General features: G+C 43.3%; 20 protein-coding genes and 1 pseudogene. All 21 read right to left on the reverse strand.

Annotation, left to right across the window (positions count from 1 at the left end):
- Positions 1-665, reverse strand: a pseudogene (locus tag JWG45_RS21300) (LIC12611 family phage tail protein); the annotation flags it as partial.
- 41 nt (positions 666-706) lie between these two features.
- Positions 707-937, reverse strand: a complete 231-nt coding sequence (locus JWG45_RS21305; RefSeq protein ID WP_205281641.1) for a hypothetical protein — start codon at positions 935-937, stop codon at positions 707-709.
- 31 nt (positions 938-968) lie between these two features.
- On the reverse strand, positions 969-1,361 hold the full coding sequence (locus tag JWG45_RS21310; protein ID WP_205281622.1) for an LIC_12613 family protein: 393 nt from the start codon (positions 1,359-1,361) through the stop codon (positions 969-971).
- Complete coding sequence (locus tag JWG45_RS21315; protein WP_205281623.1) at positions 1,358-1,768, reverse strand: phage structural protein; 411 nt, start codon at positions 1,766-1,768, stop codon at positions 1,358-1,360. Before JWG45_RS21315 ends, JWG45_RS21310 begins: the two co-directional genes overlap by 4 nt.
- A gap of 12 nt (positions 1,769-1,780) precedes the next feature.
- Positions 1,781-3,160: a DUF3383 family protein gene (locus JWG45_RS21320; RefSeq protein ID WP_205281624.1), complete on the reverse strand. Its 1,380-nt coding sequence runs from the start codon at positions 3,158-3,160 to the stop codon at positions 1,781-1,783.
- The gene (locus JWG45_RS21325) at positions 3,157-3,681 is read right to left on the reverse strand and encodes a phage neck terminator protein (RefSeq protein WP_205281625.1); all 525 of its coding nucleotides are present in this window, start codon (positions 3,679-3,681) and stop codon (positions 3,157-3,159) included. Before JWG45_RS21325 ends, JWG45_RS21320 begins: the two co-directional genes overlap by 4 nt.
- Positions 3,678-4,034, reverse strand: a complete 357-nt coding sequence (locus JWG45_RS21330; RefSeq protein WP_205281626.1) for a hypothetical protein — start codon at positions 4,032-4,034, stop codon at positions 3,678-3,680. The genes JWG45_RS21325 and JWG45_RS21330 overlap by 4 nt, the downstream gene beginning before the upstream one ends.
- Complete coding sequence (locus JWG45_RS21335; protein ID WP_205281627.1) at positions 4,031-4,669, reverse strand: hypothetical protein; 639 nt, start codon at positions 4,667-4,669, stop codon at positions 4,031-4,033. The genes JWG45_RS21330 and JWG45_RS21335 overlap by 4 nt, the downstream gene beginning before the upstream one ends.
- Positions 4,669-5,013, reverse strand: coding sequence for a hypothetical protein (locus JWG45_RS21340; protein WP_205281628.1), 345 nt, complete (start codon positions 5,011-5,013; stop codon positions 4,669-4,671). The genes JWG45_RS21335 and JWG45_RS21340 overlap by 1 nt, the downstream gene beginning before the upstream one ends.
- A gap of 19 nt (positions 5,014-5,032) precedes the next feature.
- A complete protein-coding gene (locus JWG45_RS21345) occupies positions 5,033-6,019 on the reverse strand; it encodes a major capsid family protein (RefSeq protein WP_205281629.1) in 987 nt (328 codons plus the stop codon).
- A 13-nt stretch (positions 6,020-6,032) separates the two neighbouring features.
- Entirely contained in the window at positions 6,033-7,037 is a 1,005-nt protein-coding gene (locus JWG45_RS21350) for a structural cement protein Gp24 (protein ID WP_205281630.1), read from the reverse strand.
- Positions 7,037-8,269: a DUF2213 domain-containing protein gene (locus JWG45_RS21355; protein ID WP_205281631.1), complete on the reverse strand. Its 1,233-nt coding sequence runs from the start codon at positions 8,267-8,269 to the stop codon at positions 7,037-7,039. Before JWG45_RS21355 ends, JWG45_RS21350 begins: the two co-directional genes overlap by 1 nt.
- A 120-nt stretch (positions 8,270-8,389) precedes the next feature.
- A complete protein-coding gene (locus tag JWG45_RS21360) occupies positions 8,390-8,602 on the reverse strand; it encodes a hypothetical protein (RefSeq protein WP_205281632.1) in 213 nt (70 codons plus the stop codon).
- The gene (locus tag JWG45_RS21365) at positions 8,599-10,194 is read right to left on the reverse strand and encodes a phage minor head protein (protein ID WP_205281633.1); all 1,596 of its coding nucleotides are present in this window, start codon (positions 10,192-10,194) and stop codon (positions 8,599-8,601) included. The genes JWG45_RS21360 and JWG45_RS21365 overlap by 4 nt, the downstream gene beginning before the upstream one ends.
- A gap of 182 nt (positions 10,195-10,376) precedes the next feature.
- Positions 10,377-11,813: an anti-CBASS protein Acb1 family protein gene (locus JWG45_RS21370; RefSeq protein WP_205281634.1), complete on the reverse strand. Its 1,437-nt coding sequence runs from the start codon at positions 11,811-11,813 to the stop codon at positions 10,377-10,379.
- Positions 11,813-12,559, reverse strand: coding sequence for a hypothetical protein (locus JWG45_RS21375; RefSeq protein WP_205281635.1), 747 nt, complete (start codon positions 12,557-12,559; stop codon positions 11,813-11,815). The genes JWG45_RS21370 and JWG45_RS21375 overlap by 1 nt, the downstream gene beginning before the upstream one ends.
- Positions 12,556-13,275 carry a terminase large subunit domain-containing protein gene (locus JWG45_RS21380; protein WP_205281636.1) on the reverse strand — a complete coding sequence of 240 codons (720 nt, stop codon included), beginning with the start codon at positions 13,273-13,275 and terminating at the stop codon, positions 12,556-12,558. Before JWG45_RS21380 ends, JWG45_RS21375 begins: the two co-directional genes overlap by 4 nt.
- The gene (locus JWG45_RS21385) at positions 13,276-13,818 is read right to left on the reverse strand and encodes a hypothetical protein (RefSeq protein ID WP_205281637.1); all 543 of its coding nucleotides are present in this window, start codon (positions 13,816-13,818) and stop codon (positions 13,276-13,278) included.
- A 16-nt stretch (positions 13,819-13,834) separates the two neighbouring features.
- Entirely contained in the window at positions 13,835-14,176 is a 342-nt protein-coding gene (locus JWG45_RS21390; RefSeq protein ID WP_205281638.1) for a hypothetical protein, read from the reverse strand.
- Between the two features lie 16 nt (positions 14,177-14,192).
- Positions 14,193-14,882 carry a M23 family metallopeptidase gene (locus JWG45_RS21395; RefSeq protein ID WP_205281639.1) on the reverse strand — a complete coding sequence of 230 codons (690 nt, stop codon included), beginning with the start codon at positions 14,880-14,882 and terminating at the stop codon, positions 14,193-14,195.
- Positions 14,879-15,316 carry a hypothetical protein gene (locus JWG45_RS21400; RefSeq protein WP_205281640.1) on the reverse strand — a complete coding sequence of 146 codons (438 nt, stop codon included), beginning with the start codon at positions 15,314-15,316 and terminating at the stop codon, positions 14,879-14,881. Before JWG45_RS21400 ends, JWG45_RS21395 begins: the two co-directional genes overlap by 4 nt.
- Between the last annotated feature and the right edge of the window lie 98 nt (positions 15,317-15,414).

The following is a 15,414-nucleotide window of genomic DNA, read 5'->3' on the forward strand; positions in this document are numbered from 1 at the left end:
AGATTCTTGGAAATGAAATCAACGGACATTCCCGCTTTCATTGCATCGTTCGCAACTTGTGAAAGACTACCTTCCGAAGCCAGACCTTTTGAATTCTGAATTGTTTGTGTGATCGCAGATTGTAGCTTTGGATACTGAGTGCCAGAAAGAGTTTGAAGAATTCCATTCTGCCTTTCTAATGCAGTGGCGGCCTCAATCGATGCCGTTGCGAATGATCCAATGGCGAAAGCGATTCCGATCGCCGCAACTTGCTTTAACATTCCAGAAAGTGAACCCGCACTATTCGCGGTATCGGACATTTCCTGATTGAGTTTTTCAAGTTCCTTGTCCGTAAGACCGGCGGCTTTAGCTGTGGCGGCTAACTCAGACTCAAGTTTTAGTTCTCCTCGGGCTTTGGAAATCAAACGTTCTATGTTTGATTCGGTTGTTTTAAACTTCTTTGCGAGTTCGGAAATTGCGGGATCTGCTTTTCCGGCGAGGCTATCTCCAATCGATTCGCCGAATTCTTTAAAGGCGGCGGCTTGCGTATCCGTGAACAAGTCAAGGGAACCGCCAAGATCAGAGAACTGTTTTTTTACCGAATTCAATTCTTCCTTATACTCTTTCAAAGCGTCTGTCGCATCGCCTTTTGTTTTAAGAGCTATGTTGAGTTCTCTGACTGCCATTTCGTTCTCTCTTTGTGATTCCTTTTCTTACACGAATTCTTTTATAACCCTGTTCCTCGAATCAACTTTGCGAGAAACTTCAACTCTTCTACCTTTTCTTCTGCTTCTCTTTTCTTTATTCGATCCACAACCTCCATGATCTTTGCGTAAAGAACAGTCGGCGCATCTTCGATTTCTTTTTGACTGAATTGAGCCGCTCCGAGAATGAACGGCTTCCAGATTTGCAATTCTCGATCAACTTCTTCGTCTATCCATTTTAAAAAGTCTTCAATCGAAGGAACTTCTTCAAAATTTGGGAACCGGTTATTCCAACTCCCACTTAAGAAATCGATTCGCGATACGCAACCACACCTCCACGTGGTTAGGCTCAATGTTGTCTAACGTAGGTTCAAAGAAATGATCAACCGGCTTAACGCTAAACTTAAAGAATTTGTCCAGGAGTTTGTCTTGGCTTAGTCCTTCCGTTAAAGAAATAGATTCTTGTCTCCAACGTAGTGCCTTACGGTTCCCTGGATGTTGTAGTTTGTAACTTCTTCCATCCACGAACTGAATCTTTGCGACTCTTGCGTCGTCATCGATTTCAACGAGGATCGGTTCCGAAGGAATCTGATCCAATTTCAGATCTGCTTTTTGAGTATCCGTTTTTTCAGAACCTTGGTCCCGGTTGCTTCTCACTATGATATTTTCGTTTGTCATGTTGTTAAAACTCCTTTGTAGTCTGGAAGAAGGAAAACCCAAGTTCTGTCCTTGTATTCCTTCCCACGTTCGATTGTTGGTCGTTCCCATACTCTACCTTGTGCAGAGAAACCGAGCATTCCGCCATCGCTCTTGTCTTTGAATGTGAATACGCACGGAAGACGTCCTTCTCCCATCGTAAAGAAGAACTCATTCTCGGGAGAATCCCCCATAAGGACGATAGTCAGTTTTACTCTTCCGTCATACACCTCAGAGATATTCCAATCCCCTTTGATCCCGACTTGAGACATGATGTATTCTTTTGTAACGGGTTCAATTTTGAAGAAGCCGTCAGCTTGGCTCATTCCGGAAACTTCACGTCCGTTACAGTTTACGTTTAGTTTCTTTGGGTCCCAAATTCCATTCATTCCGAATTCTCCTTAAGTTAGTTCACCGTCGATGTCGACTTCATTGATCGCGCCTCTCAAACGACAGGAGAACGTAATGTTCGGTAGAACACGATTGTTCCTATCGTTCGTCGGAATCTCATCTATTGTCTCAGGTAAGTTAATTTTGTATTGATAGTCTCCGAGATCAGAGCGAGCCTTGTCCGCTTCCGTCTCTACCAGAGCAATGATTCCTTGAACACCGGCCTGAACAAAGACTTCTCGCATACGCGATTCAATCATTTGAATTCCTTGGATCGTGTAAGGAACAACGTCTGAATTTAGAAACAGACTCGTGATGTTCTCTCTCAAACGAGCTTTCAACCAAACTCGGTTTTCTACGACGTCCGCATAAACGTTTCCGGTAGAAATTCCAGGAAACGGAACTTGCGCTCCGCCAAAATCGACGATTAAATTTCCATTGTCCGAAAATATCGAGGACGTTTGTGAGTTTGTGTATCCAGAGTTTTCCACTCCATCCAAAGGAAGGTATGCGTAGTTATACGATCCAACTCTTCGCGGAGCCGTATTCCCAACCCATGCCGCTTCCGGAAACGAGTCAGGATTCTTGTGTAGCGTGAAGTATTCCCAGATTGAGTTTCTTCCGACAAGAGCTGTGATGTCGTCTGTGCAGGCAAAATACATCTTCTCAGCCGATGCAAGATAGTCGGCTAACGCTTGGATTTCACTTTTGGTGTGAACTGTAGCCACAGTCTTAAACCAGGAATCTTTCCCAGAGTTTCTAAGACTCGCAATTTCCTCGGGTGCGGTAGACCAAGCTGTTAAAAGAAAGACAGCAACGGTTTTCGGTCTCGGAGTTTGTCTAAAAACCTTTGTCGCTTGGATGTATTCTTTATCGGAAGAAGAAAATCCAAGTTCAAGAAGATCATCTGCCGATGTAATTTCCATGTATCTTTCGTAGGACAAAGCGGCTTGGGTGAAAACGGAAACAACTCCGCTTCCAGTATTGGCTACTTCAACAACGTCAACGATCTTCGTTGCACCGGCTACGTTGGACACCGCTTCCGCCGCAAGTTTGATTTGATGAGCAGTAGAGGTCGGGAGACCGGCTCCGTCGGTTGCTACGTTTACCGTAATGATATACGGATCGTTTTCCGCACCTGTCCCAGAACGGACAACCGAAAGAGATGTGCTGTTTCCGGATACAATGTATTTCACCTGCACATTGACGACTCCGGAAGTTACTGATTTCCAGATAAGACCGGCGGAACCGCTTAGGATTTGTAAAAAATAGATCGGTGCCTTGATCCCTAAGATCATTGGCAACCCGAACCCCATTTGAGACACAGGGGTGTTTCTTAGAAAAATGTTAATCCGGATAGGATCGATTTTGGAAATGGTTTGTGCGCTCATGCTTCCTCCTGAAATTCAACCGAAGGCGCGCTTGCGGTTGCTTGAACTTGTGTTTCGCTTAACTTTCTGGATTTGAACATCACATCAAATCCGGTTTTGTATTCATACTGCACCGATTCCAAAACTGTAGTTCGGTCTTGCACGTCTCGTGTGATGAGTTGCGGAGTGATTCCGAATTTTTCGCATTCTGAAAGTCCCTGAATTGAATCAAACCAATCCATTGCTTTTTCGGAAAGATCCCAACAAGTCGCGATGGACTTATCGTGCAAGAAGGACATACTGATTGATGCCTGTTGATTTTTTCTGACGACTTGTTTCAATTGAACAGTATCGATTTCTTCAATCCAAGAGGATGCGCTCTTTGTTGCATCCTGGTTTAAAACGAGAATCTTATACGAGCCGAAAGGATAGTCTGGTGTTTCAAAACCTTGATCACCCATATCAATCTTGATTCCGGGATAAGATGCTTCAAGGGCTTCTTGAAGTTTTCCCATTACGGAATTTATATCTTCGAATTTCATAATTTGCGAATCTCCTTTTTGCAGACGTAACGAATGAATCCGGCTTCAAAGGTCATGTCTTTAATCATCGTTACGATGTATTTTACTCCGTTGAATTCAAACTTGTCTTCATATTCAATTGAAAGAGCATTTCCAAGCTGATAAAAATTCCGATCTTCCGAGGTATAGGATCCTTCGGACATTGCGATCAATTGTCTCGTGCTGACAGTTGTTACAGGCATTTCCATATCGATTCCAGGTGCGTATTCAGTTACCGCTTCACCCTTTGCGTTTTTCGTCTTAGGAAGTTTCTTGAAATACTTTACCGGTCTGATAAAAGGTTTGAGAGAATCGGCAACACCTGTAAGGCTCATGCGGCTACCTTCCCATCAATCGCGTAATTGATCGCATTAAATAATCTTAATTTATCTCGTAACGGTTTTGCATTTCCTTTCAAACTGGAAGTCAGTCCGGAGAGTTCTTTAAACGGAGGATTGTTATTCACGATTCGATTTTTAATCTCGGAAACCGCTCTAAGACCAACACGATGTAAAACTTGTATCGCCGGGGTTTCGCCGTTCAGGAAATCTTGAATTCCTTTTTCATATTCTTCGAAGACCGCATCTTGGAAGGACTGCAAATCAAATGTTCCGCGAAGCCAAGATCGTTCTGGAATGACAACCTTCTTTGTAAGAATGAAGAGTGGAGTCAAATGACCTCCTTCCGATTTTGCAAGCATCGCAGACGATTTTCCTTTTTTCGGAGGAATGAACTTAAGACCAGAGATACTCCGAGGACTCTTTCCGCGAAGCTCCGGAACTAACGGAATCGTAAGCCATTTTGAATTTTTAGGTCTAATCACCGCTCCAAATTCATTGGCTCCGGCACTGATTAAAAGGTCACTGTCAACGGAACCGACAAGACCGACGGTGATCGTCGCCTTTTCGATATATTCTAAATCTCTGATGAGTTCATCAAGGTTTGTATTGTCTTCGATGATCGCCGACATTATCCGACTCGTCCTTTGAATCCGAGGATTTCAGTTCGTTTTTGGTTATATAAATCAAGCCAAGACACTTGCATGCCCGGTGAAATGTTCGTATCGTAGTTGCGAGAAATTCCATCCGCAGATTCCGCCATCACTTCGTTTTTCATACGATTGGCATTGAAGAGCAAGTAAGCCGCTCGGGCGCGTTGAAGTTCATTGAATCGCGGATGAGATTCAGAAAGCGCAGTGTTGTCGATGACGCTTGCGACAGCATCATCAAGGAACAACTGAAGTTCTGGGTCAGTTAAGTCCGCGATAGGATCTCCGATATACGCTCTAAGCTGTGCTATACTTGCTCTTGCCACGTTAGTTTCCTTCTAATGTTTACGCCGCAGGAGCCTTATGAGTTCCGTATCTCATAACAATTCCTTTTGGCTTATACACATGAATTCCACCGATTTTCTCCTCGGCTTTAACTTTCATATATCCTTCAAAATCATCCCAAAGAGATTCCTTAACTTCGAGATCGGAAGCTATAATGATTTCGGCTACGTCTGCTGAATCATCGAATAGACAAAATCCACCGATGAAATCGGAGCCGATTTTCTTATTTAGGAATTTGTAAGACAGGTCTTTAGTCCGAATGAATCCACGAGGAAACATCAAATCTTGATTACTCAGTAACCATTGAAGAGTGGTCATGCTGTTCTGATTTGAGATCGGTCTTAGGAGCCACATATAGTCTTCATCGTCGATGAGACAACCTGCGGCTTTATACAAACCGGACCCTTCCAACTGCGCCTTAGCATCGATAAAATCGTTTAAAATCTGCTCAGGAGTTTTGTTCTTAAACAGATACTTTTCGATACCAGATCCGGTTCCGGTAGCGGCAACGTTATCTTGATTGATTCCGCTCCAATTAAAAAGACCTTGCTTGATCTGCTTTCCTGCCAAGCTCAATCCGTGAGAAATGATCTTGTTCTCTTGCTCCGCGACAAATCGTCTGGTTCCGTTAAGACGTTTATCTCTAACCGGATATTCGCTTCCCTTTCCAGATTGTCGCCTTGCCTCGGCCTGATCCAAATCATCTTGAGTGATTGTAAAACCGGCTCTTACGATAAAGAGTTTATCACCTTGACTTCCGGCTTTTTCACCGATGAATGGCATATCGTTTGAACGAACACCTGATTCGATCACTTGAGCAGAGCCTGTGTCTTCGACATGCTCAACCGTATAACTGTGAGAGTAAGAAGGAGTATCTTCGTTGATTTTAAAAATCGTTCTTGATACAAGTTCGTTCTTGCGCGGAGTAAGAATCGTTTTCTGAATGTATTCTGAATCCGCTTTTCTAAATATTGCTTTTTCTGCCATGTTGATAACCTCCTTAGTTATCCAACGTTAAAGAATATACACCGGACGCCAGATTCAACTCGGCGACTCCAACATCCGACTTACGCGCAAACTTGACACCGGTCACGATCGCGGTCTTTCCAGGGATAACCGTTTTTCTAAAAGCTCCTGCAAAGTAACTACCTTCCGCGACGATTCGAATTCGAACGGGATCGGTTTCATTGACAGCTTCTTCGCACGGTATCCAAACAATTCCTTCAGTAATGAATGAAGAAAGTTCTCCATCGTTATACGCGAGGTTGTCCAGATCTCCGGCGGCAGTTGAAAACGAAGTCACACCATCGAATCGAAGGTCCGTCGTAATCTTGGTCAAAGCAGTCAAAGGAGCGGCTACAGCAACACCAGAACCATCTCCAAGAAATTCTACGCTGATTGCCGGATTGATATTCGTGTTCGCCTCAAGTGCATCTTTGATTAGTGTAGCCGTTGAAGTGATTACAGCCGACCCGTTAGTCGCACAGTTTACGGTGATAACATAAGGAATGGATTGAGTTCCTTCACCGGTTATCGTTACTCCTAACGTCGCGTTATTCGTTCCTGGATTCACAATCGCAAATAACGCCCAAATATCGGGGGACTTTGTTGTAATTCGAAGTCCCGAGTTTCCAGATCCAAAATCTTTCGTATCTTGAACTGCATCGGCTCCGACAACGGAAATTCCTTCTCCATTTGCAACGAGCATCACGCCAGTGCCGAAAGGAAGTCGACCAACGGACGCAACTCCACCTCGTCTTTTGAAATCGTTTGAGTCTCTGGACTGAGTCCCGAATAACCCAGGGGTTTCATTATACAATCCACCTTCAGGAACGGACGCTCCAATCATCGCCAAAGAAGTTGATCCGAACAGAGAAAGTAAATCAAATCCTCCAAATGGAAAAAACACTTTAACAAACTCTAATGGTTCTACATTCGTCAATGACAGACCAAATGCAGAAACGAAAAGTAAACTTAGAAATCCTAAAAAGACTTTGAACTTCATCACTTCTTCTCCTCGATTGCGTTTAGATTACGTCTGCTCGCTCTGATCTTTTCGAGGTCGTCGCCGTCTTGACGAGCTTGACCGCTTCCATTAGGCTTCTGAGTTCCACCTCCACGGATTGCGGCTTTTTCTCTGGCAAGCTCAACGGCGGATTCAAAGCGAATATTCAAAGTTGTGTCATCTAATGAATCCAGTCGAACTCCCTGTTGAGGAGGAAAGGCCTCGTTGATGACAAGAATCTTGAGTTCTTTTTCGGAAACTCCGTCCGTCTTCGCTTCTGGCTTCAGCGATTTCACGGTCTCGATAATATTGAGCCGTCTCTGTGCAATCGCGTCCTGTGTCGCAGGCATCAAGGCTTGTTGAAGGAGCTTTTGAGCTTCTTCAAATTGTGCCTCGATAAGTTTAATCTTATCCTGAAGCGTCTTGATTAACTCGTCTTTGGTTTTGATTTGATCTTGAACAGTCGTTGCGTTCTTATCCGCTTCGGTTGTGACTTGCGGAGTCGGCTGTGTTGCGTTTGGATCATCGGCCGCGTCTTTGCGTGGTTTCAATCCGAGACTTAGAAAGAAATCTTTGATCTCTTTGACTACCCCGGATGATTCGGTTTCGGTTGGGTCTGCCATATTCTCTCCTTGAGAAGAATCCGTTCTTATAACGGCAATATTCACGTTATCCGGAATGTCTGCGTGATCCAGGTAAGCGCGAACGGAGTCGCCAGCTCTGCCTTTTTCTAATTGTGCCGAGTGATTAAAACGGATATTCCGTTGTCTCACATCGTATCGTTGTCCCTTATAAACTCCCGGTGTAGGGTCTAACACTGCACGGAATCCAGGTGAAATTTGTAATTTCTCTCCGCGCCTCATGGAGCTTTTCAATTCTGCGTCCCAAATTGTTTGGTTGGTATGGATTTCATCGTCCTTCACCTGAACGGAATCACCGAGCGCACCTTTTGCATACAGTTTATAGTTCTTGTCTGTAATCAGTCCGTCGTTGTCCGTAACAGGAGGATGGTTATCACACACCGGTCTCCCCGGTACAGATGCGAGAGTTTCCGGAGAGAATAAATCTTCCGGGAGCTTTGCCTCTCTTACAATTCTTCCGTCGGGGTAAACATAAGAGAATACACCGGCACGAGCGAGGACGAGAGGACACCTTAAGAAAGTTTCATCCTCTGTCAGTCCTTCAAGCTCGATGGTTGCAGAATCGTAACGAATCGCTATTTCCGGTTTCACGTATTGAATAATAACGTAAACCTACCGGAGAAACAAGGTCACAAGGTCACACAAGAGGCCGCAATTTCCGGCGTTTTAGAAAGAGATTGTTTGTTGAGGTGGGAAGGTATTTAAAAAGTTTTATTCTCTCACTTTGGTATCCGCTTCCATTTGTGCGGACATCGAAAGATTGAATTCGAAGATGTTTTGCGCTTCATCTTCCGAAACGTTTTTAAATTTCATAATGGAGGCGACAACTTCATTTCTTGGAGCGGATGGATCTCCAAGTCTTCCGTAAAATTCTGCTATTTGTTCTTGAGTCAAAGTGGACAGTATGTCCGAAACTTTTTTCACTTTAGATAACCCAACTTCTTAAAAATTTTATCAAGAGCATCTTCCACAGATTCAAAGTCCTTTTCATCCCAGTAATGATTCACAAAGTTCATGTTACCTTTTTTTTGAATCTGTGCAATAAGATTTTGTGAATTCGTTTTCTTCGCAGTCCATAGCTCCGTGGCTCTTGCAAAGAGTTCTTCTGTTGAGAGAAGATATGGAATCAGTTTTCGTTGAGTCGAGTTCAATGGGATAGACAACTGATTTTGAGGGATCAGCATCTTTCCAGTCATACCGATTTTTTTAAGGCGTTTAAACAATTCAGTATCCTGAACTACCTTCTTAAATTCCGAAAATTCAGGAGAAGCACTTTCATACCGGCCCGGCTTTCCGATCCAATTATAGTCCATCATGTGCCCAAACTCGTGGACAAAAGTAGATTGATGAACTTCTTTAAATGCTTGAGATCCATTCAATTCGATTCGGTTTGTATTCGGATTGAACAATCCTGAAATGTTCTTTCTCAACATGGAGCCACTCAGATAATGAACGCTTGCCGTTACTCTATCAGGAGGAAACCGAAGAATGGAATCAAGATCAGAAAGAGTCTTCTGAATGTTTGCCTGGATCGTTGGATCAGGAAGATTTAAAGAAATCGAATCTGAAATCGTTATGATTTTCTTTGGTTTTGGTCGTGGTGGAAGTTGAATCTGCGACTGACTTTTTGGGGTGTTCGATATTTTCGGAACAGTCCCCTTCGGACCCCAAGAAGGTTCTCTAAAACAACGGCAACGCCAATCATCACCCGGCTCCAAATGTGCGGCCAACCCGCCTTTTCGCTGGACTAAAGGGGGAGAATCCCAAGTATAAAATTTATCTGCAACGTGGTCGTGACTATCACGGACTCGTGAATCTTTTTGAGTTCTCCAAAAGTAACCAGGGAAACCTGCGTTAGTCTGTCTCAATCGACTCTGTTGGTTGAAAAACTTTCCAGTTTGATCCGTTGCCCAAAACTCAGCTCGGCGTTCTGAAATGCCGGTCACTGCTTTTATCTTTGAGGCAATGTCTTCGTATTTCAAACCCTTAGAAAGACCGTCAGTTACGATTTTTTGAACTTCTTCGAAGTGATCCCGAAATGCGTGTGAAGCAAGATTTGTTTGCTCCTTAATCATCTGATTCACTTTGTCCCAAACTTGCGGAGATTCTTTCTCAGGAATTTTTATAGCAGGGACTCTGAAGTCTGTCCGGTTTCCACCGACAACCCCGGCTACTGGTGGAGAGTTCATATCACCATATTGTTTCTTAACGAACTCGTTTGTCTTATCCCGAGACCATGCGTCGATCAGGTGAACGTTTCGTTTTATCTGAGATTCAAATTCTTTGCGGGGAACAAAATCTCCATACTGGTCTTTGAGTTGGATGAGAAGTCCGCGAAGATCCGAAACATCCAGACGGACCACCGGAATATAGAAATAAGAATCCGCCCGAACTTCACTAGTACTAGCGTATTCTTTTACCTTCGAAAGAACTTTCGAGTTTATCTCTTCCGCGAACTTAGAAACTTCCTTTTTCCAGAGATTCGAATATTGGCGTTCCAAACTCAACGGATACATCGATTTTCACCTCTTTCTATCGAAAGATGGAAAAACGGGTTTAAGACATAGTTTAGGATTATCGTATTTCGAATTAGAACCTGTTCAGCTTTGTTCAGCAAATGCAAAGACGACCAAAGATAGCCTTCTATACTCAAAACCCCGGAAAATGGCCTTTTATTCGTTTTTCGGAACATGCGATTTTACTGTTGAACGGGAATCGTGTCCTTTTCCGAAGTAGGTAGTCCCGGAGTAGTAAAATCAAGATGTTCATTATCGTCTTGATTGTAATTCCCGAAGACCTCCATTTCTGGGAACCGCATACCTCGAACATCGTCCGGTGACAATACGGTAGTTGTAAGGTATATCTGATCTGCTTGAGCTTTCTTGAGAAGAATGTCTGCTTCTGCCGCTTCCGTAGATTTGATTGTCGTTTTGAATTTGAAATTCCAATCTAAAGATTCGTAATCGCCTCTCAGGAGATTATAGATCTCGCCTTCGGTAGAACGAATCTTCAACTGAATAAAACGTTCGATGATCGCCCGGACCTTCAGTTCTTGAAAGCGGGCTACGTCTTCATGGTAACTGATCATGTCCGAAGGATCGTTCCCGCCAATATTGATTACGGATTGAGTCTGTCCTAAAATTCGTGAAGCCGGAATCTTCGAAAGTCCTGAAAGGATCTTAAAGACAAAGGAGAATAACGAATCCATTTGAGAATCAGAGAGACCGGAATTTCCGAGTCGCGTAAGCGTTTCATCTTTTCCAAGAAATGCCGTTGATTGAGTGGATAAGGTATGTCTGAGTAATCTCAAAAACTCCATCGTCTTATCGGGAGAAGCGTCGTCGATTTTATCCGAAGTCAACACCTTGACAGCCATTTCAAACAGAATGGAAGTCACCGACCAAAGAGCCGTGTCGATCGCAACGATTCCTTCATAAACTTTTTCTACCATTGAGATTCCTCGTTGAGAATCCCAGTTCCAACTATTGACCAACCAGTGAACGCGGGAGGAATCTAATTCGGCTCCGGAAATAGAGAAGAGCGGCTCGTTGTAATACTTGGAGAGAGGATCTGTCGATCGTCTTCTCACCGTGAAACGACTTGCATCTATTACGTTTATGAACTCAAGATTACGAATTGTCTCAGGCATCGGTTGACTAAGAACGTAGTTTGTCTGTGGAATATCGGACTTTATTCCCCAAAATAGAATCGACCCTTGATGATCCATTCGGGACCCTCGAATATGTTCTTCGATTTTCCCGCGAAGATCAAACTCTTCCATTTCATTGAGAAGTATTCGAGAAATGTTTAATCCCTTTTCACCGGTTTCCTTGTTATCCGAATCGCGATTTGTTTCAATCTCGATCCATTCTCTTGTAGAATCTTCCGCGACCGAGTCGACGATGTTTGCAAGGAACCCGTTGGTTTCATACAACGCGCGGGAAGTCCCTGGCATAATCCTTTTAGGGTTAGCAGATATTCCGCTAAGTTTATCTCTACCCATCACACCTTTTCCGGAAGCGATGTGCGTCAAGGTGTCGAGTCTAACTTCCGCCTGAGAGGCATCCAATCGAGACACTCCGACGTAAGTTTCAATTCCTTCTTTATTATAATGTCTTTTTCTTTTACGGGACATCACCATCTCCCTTCATTTAATAGCATTTCAAAAAAACCTAATCTATTTTTGAGATCCTTAGCTTGAGGACCGAATTTTGTGCTGATCATAAGACCGGCGAGTGTATCGGGTGCGTCGTCATGCAAAGCAAGAATGGTATACATAAGAACCTGTCTAAGAAAAGCCTGACTAACGTATTTCGAGAATCGTAAAAGATCCCAAACCATACGAACATGTTGTTGAATTCTGAAATCCTTGTTGCCCGAACTTATGATTCCTTTACATGGGATTCCTCTTCTTTGCATCTCAATTTCGAGAGCGTCTTCCCCTTTGTTTTTTTCAATAAAGAGCATACTTACATTCAAATCTTTACATAGTTTTTCGACCTTATCGTAAGATTCTCGAAGTCCCGCTCTCCAAATCTCACCCGCTAAAACATAAAACAACTTTTCCTCGGGTCCACCGGCGGCGAAACCGTTGTAGTCTTTCTTCTTTTCCGCGCTTCTAAATGCTGGGTCCCAAAATGCGTAAGTCTTAATTTTTTGAGGAGGTTCCGCATAAATCGGATCTGGAAACATTCTTTCTACCGTATCCATCGGGATTTGTTGGTAGAGTCCGCTAAATCTTGTTTCTCCGATCATCGCTCGGGTCTTCAAAACGTTCTCAATCGGAAATTTTTCAGGCCATAATGAAGAACCATCTTCTAAGATTGCAGGAAGACGAAGCACATGCCATTCTCCTTTTTGCTCTGGCTTTCTGATCTTCATTCAGTGTTCTCCTTATCTTCACCAAGTAGAACCCCTGTAAGATCTCTCCGAGTCCAACGAGTATGAACGATTAGAATAATTCCTTGCGGCGAAAGTCTCGTCTCAGCGACAGTCATATAGTTTTCTATAACCTTCTGAGAGATTATTTCCGAAGTCGCTTCTTCCATATTCTTATAAGGATCATCGATTAATAAGAGATCCGCACCTTCACCCGTGATACCACCTCTCAACCCTCGACTGATTACGAGACCTCCCTTGCTTGTTTCCCATTCAGAAGAAGCCCTAAAATCTGATCGGACTTTGACTTCTGGAAAAACTTGTGCAAACCTGGGAGATTCCACGCAGTCTCTTATCCATCGACCAAAGCGAGCCGCTTTCGAATCTGAGTAAGAAGCAATTATTACGTTGTGATCCGGATTCCTTCCGATATACCATGAGGGAAAAATCCGTGTGCAAGTTTGAGATTTACTTCGCCGTGGTGGTAAGTTTATGATTCCGCGTCTGATTTCGCGGCTTTCCAAAGATTCACACATTGCAATCATGGACTGAACGTGCCAAGGATCTTCAAACTTTGGATCTATATAACGAGCAAATGCCGAAAGCGACTTACGACCGTGCTCTTTCCCAAAAAGAACACGATCTGTTTTCTTCGCTTTTGAAAACCGTTTGGTTCCTGCTTCTTGAATCGATTCTAAGATTTCACGATCGATGGACATTCATTGCCCCTTAAGTGAATCTATCTTTTCATGTATTCGTAGAGCGAGACTTCTTTCCCAATTCTCTTGAATCACTTTTGCAACGGGTTCGCATTCTTGTAAAACTTCGAAGATAGCATTCACAATCGTAAGCGGATGTAATCGATCTCCGTCCATGCGGTTCAATTTCAGTTCATACTCTGAAAGGTTTTTAAAAGCATAGACAGCATTCTCAAAGCTCGTTAGACCGGGAGCTTTTTTGTCGGTAAGCAACTTATACAAAGTGTCGACGATATTCTTTGTTCGACTTTTTATTTCAGCCAAACGATCTTCAGCCACAACTTCAATTCTCTTTTCAACTTTTACAACAAGACGTTTCCGCTTATCCTCCCATGTCAAACCGTCGTTGTCTTTCTCCTTCGACCATTCATCTATCGTTTTCGCCGTTGTCTTCGTTCCATACTCAGAACGAATCTGTTTCGCTACGCTATTTTTAGAAGAGCCGGAGCCGGAAATAGCGTAGAGAAAAAATGCGCGTTCTCTTATAGCTGGTTCTGTGCTCATTCAAACTCCTTTCCGATTAATCCGGTTGATCTTCCGATTCTGTCGGAGCGTAGTGAGTGAATCCTATTGCTTGAAAGAGCCTCTTCATCAACGCATCGTAAAACCTGGTAGTGAAAACAAAGTTTAGGAGTAAGATCACTGCGTAGTAACCGAGGTCGAGAATCGAGTCTCCTAAGACAAATCTTGCAATCTCGAAACCGACTGCGATAACTGTAGCGAGAACCAAGACAAAGCGAACTTTATCGCGATGAATGAAATCGTATTTCAAGTAACGAAACATCCACTGGCTCAACAAGAGAACGAGTGCGATATACAACGGAATAAATAATCCGAAGATTGCTTGAGTTAAAATTTCCATAATTTCTTTCCTTCTCTTATAAAAGATTTTTTGATTTTAAGAACTTAGCCGGGTCCATAGGAGCAGGCCAGGATTGTGTCTTTTCATTCCAAGGCCATACCTCGAAATGCAAATGAGGTCCCATCGAATAGCCGAGGTTTCCGGATCTTCCGATAACCATTCCGGCTTTCAGATTTTGTCCAACTGAGACTTGTGAATCGACGTGTTTGAACTTGTATTGATTTTTAGTATGAACCCCAATGGCAATTATGAAAGGAGTCCACGCGCGACTTTTAGGAATCTTCTTCGTGGAGATCAAATCGATCCAAGTTCCATTTTCATAATGGAATCGAACTGGATAATCTTCGTCTTTTGCGAGGACTGTCTTAATCACGCAATCTTCTGGGAGTTTTATATCTCTCTCGCCACCCAGATCGATTCCTAAGTGAAATTGTCTCGAACCTTTACCGTTGATGTTCAGTGTCCTCCATCCGAATGGAGATGTTATGTGAGGTTCATCGACTGGACAAAAGAACGTTGGCTCAACGACGGAAGGGAATGTTGCAAGACTTGCCTGAACTGTCTTCGTTCCAATGCGATCCGTTTTTAACTGCGATAGAACAGACTCATTCCAGTAATTCTGCTTTTCTTTAATCTTCTCAAAGTCGAGAAAATGTTTTTGAATTTGGAACGAAGCTGACTTCAGAGATTCTAAAATTTGAATCATGATTGTTTTCCTCCTAAGAAACTATTCACGACAGGAAGTCCGTTTCTTCTTAGTGCAAGGACCGCAAGAACGACAAGAATCAAAGCAATCAGAGAAAGAATGATGAATCCAATCACGGCATAGTAAAGCCACTTGATCCCGCTTCCTTCTCCGGCTTCTTTCGAAACCTTCGTAAGTTGAACATCCTTCTTTTCGTTTTCATTTGCACACTTCCGCAATGCCTCTTTCAGTTGAGCAATCTCTTTAGCGTTCTCGATGTTTCTGGCGTCACACCGATCCAGTTCCGAAATTGCGCGGTCTTTCGCACCCGGCTTATCTTCAATCAATGCTTGCTTAGTTTCTTGGATCTGTTTCGAATCCTCTTTTAAAGTTGGAGGAAGGGTTTGGAAAACCGTGCAGGTTCCCAAAAACAAAAGTAAATAAAGGATTCTCATTTCGTTTCTCCGTGATCTTGAATTGATATTGCGATGTGTTCCGCGTTACCCGCGAGCATCCGAAAGTTTTCAACCGTGTTTGTAAACCTTCCGGGTGG

The sequence above is a fragment of the Leptospira ainlahdjerensis genome (assembly GCF_016919175.1).
Taxonomy (GTDB): Bacteria; Spirochaetota; Leptospiria; order Leptospirales; family Leptospiraceae; genus Leptospira; species Leptospira ainlahdjerensis.

Coding starts and splice junctions, on each gene's coding strand:
- JWG45_RS21310 (WP_205281622.1), bottom strand. CDS start 1,361: ATGACAAACGAAAATATCATAGTGAGAAGCAACCGGGACCAAGGTTCT.
- JWG45_RS21315 (WP_205281623.1), bottom strand. CDS start 1,768: ATGAATGGAATTTGGGACCCAAAGAAACTAAACGTAAACTGTAACGGA.
- JWG45_RS21320 (WP_205281624.1), bottom strand. CDS start 3,160: ATGAGCGCACAAACCATTTCCAAAATCGATCCTATCCGGATTAACATT.
- JWG45_RS21325 (WP_205281625.1), bottom strand. CDS start 3,681: ATGAAATTCGAAGATATAAATTCCGTAATGGGAAAACTTCAAGAAGCC.
- JWG45_RS21330 (WP_205281626.1), bottom strand. CDS start 4,034: ATGAGCCTTACAGGTGTTGCCGATTCTCTCAAACCTTTTATCAGACCG.
- JWG45_RS21335 (WP_205281627.1), bottom strand. CDS start 4,669: ATGTCGGCGATCATCGAAGACAATACAAACCTTGATGAACTCATCAGA.
- JWG45_RS21345 (WP_205281629.1), bottom strand. CDS start 6,019: ATGGCAGAAAAAGCAATATTTAGAAAAGCGGATTCAGAATACATTCAG.
- JWG45_RS21350 (WP_205281630.1), bottom strand. CDS start 7,037: ATGAAGTTCAAAGTCTTTTTAGGATTTCTAAGTTTACTTTTCGTTTCT.
- JWG45_RS21365 (WP_205281633.1), bottom strand. CDS start 10,194: ATGTATCCGTTGAGTTTGGAACGCCAATATTCGAATCTCTGGAAAAAG.
- JWG45_RS21370 (WP_205281634.1), bottom strand. CDS start 11,813: ATGTCCCGTAAAAGAAAAAGACATTATAATAAAGAAGGAATTGAAACT.
- JWG45_RS21375 (WP_205281635.1), bottom strand. CDS start 12,559: ATGAAGATCAGAAAGCCAGAGCAAAAAGGAGAATGGCATGTGCTTCGT.
- JWG45_RS21380 (WP_205281636.1), bottom strand. CDS start 13,275: ATGTCCATCGATCGTGAAATCTTAGAATCGATTCAAGAAGCAGGAACC.
- JWG45_RS21385 (WP_205281637.1), bottom strand. CDS start 13,818: ATGAGCACAGAACCAGCTATAAGAGAACGCGCATTTTTTCTCTACGCT.
- JWG45_RS21390 (WP_205281638.1), bottom strand. CDS start 14,176: ATGGAAATTTTAACTCAAGCAATCTTCGGATTATTTATTCCGTTGTAT.
- JWG45_RS21395 (WP_205281639.1), bottom strand. CDS start 14,882: ATGATTCAAATTTTAGAATCTCTGAAGTCAGCTTCGTTCCAAATTCAA.
- JWG45_RS21400 (WP_205281640.1), bottom strand. CDS start 15,316: ATGAGAATCCTTTATTTACTTTTGTTTTTGGGAACCTGCACGGTTTTC.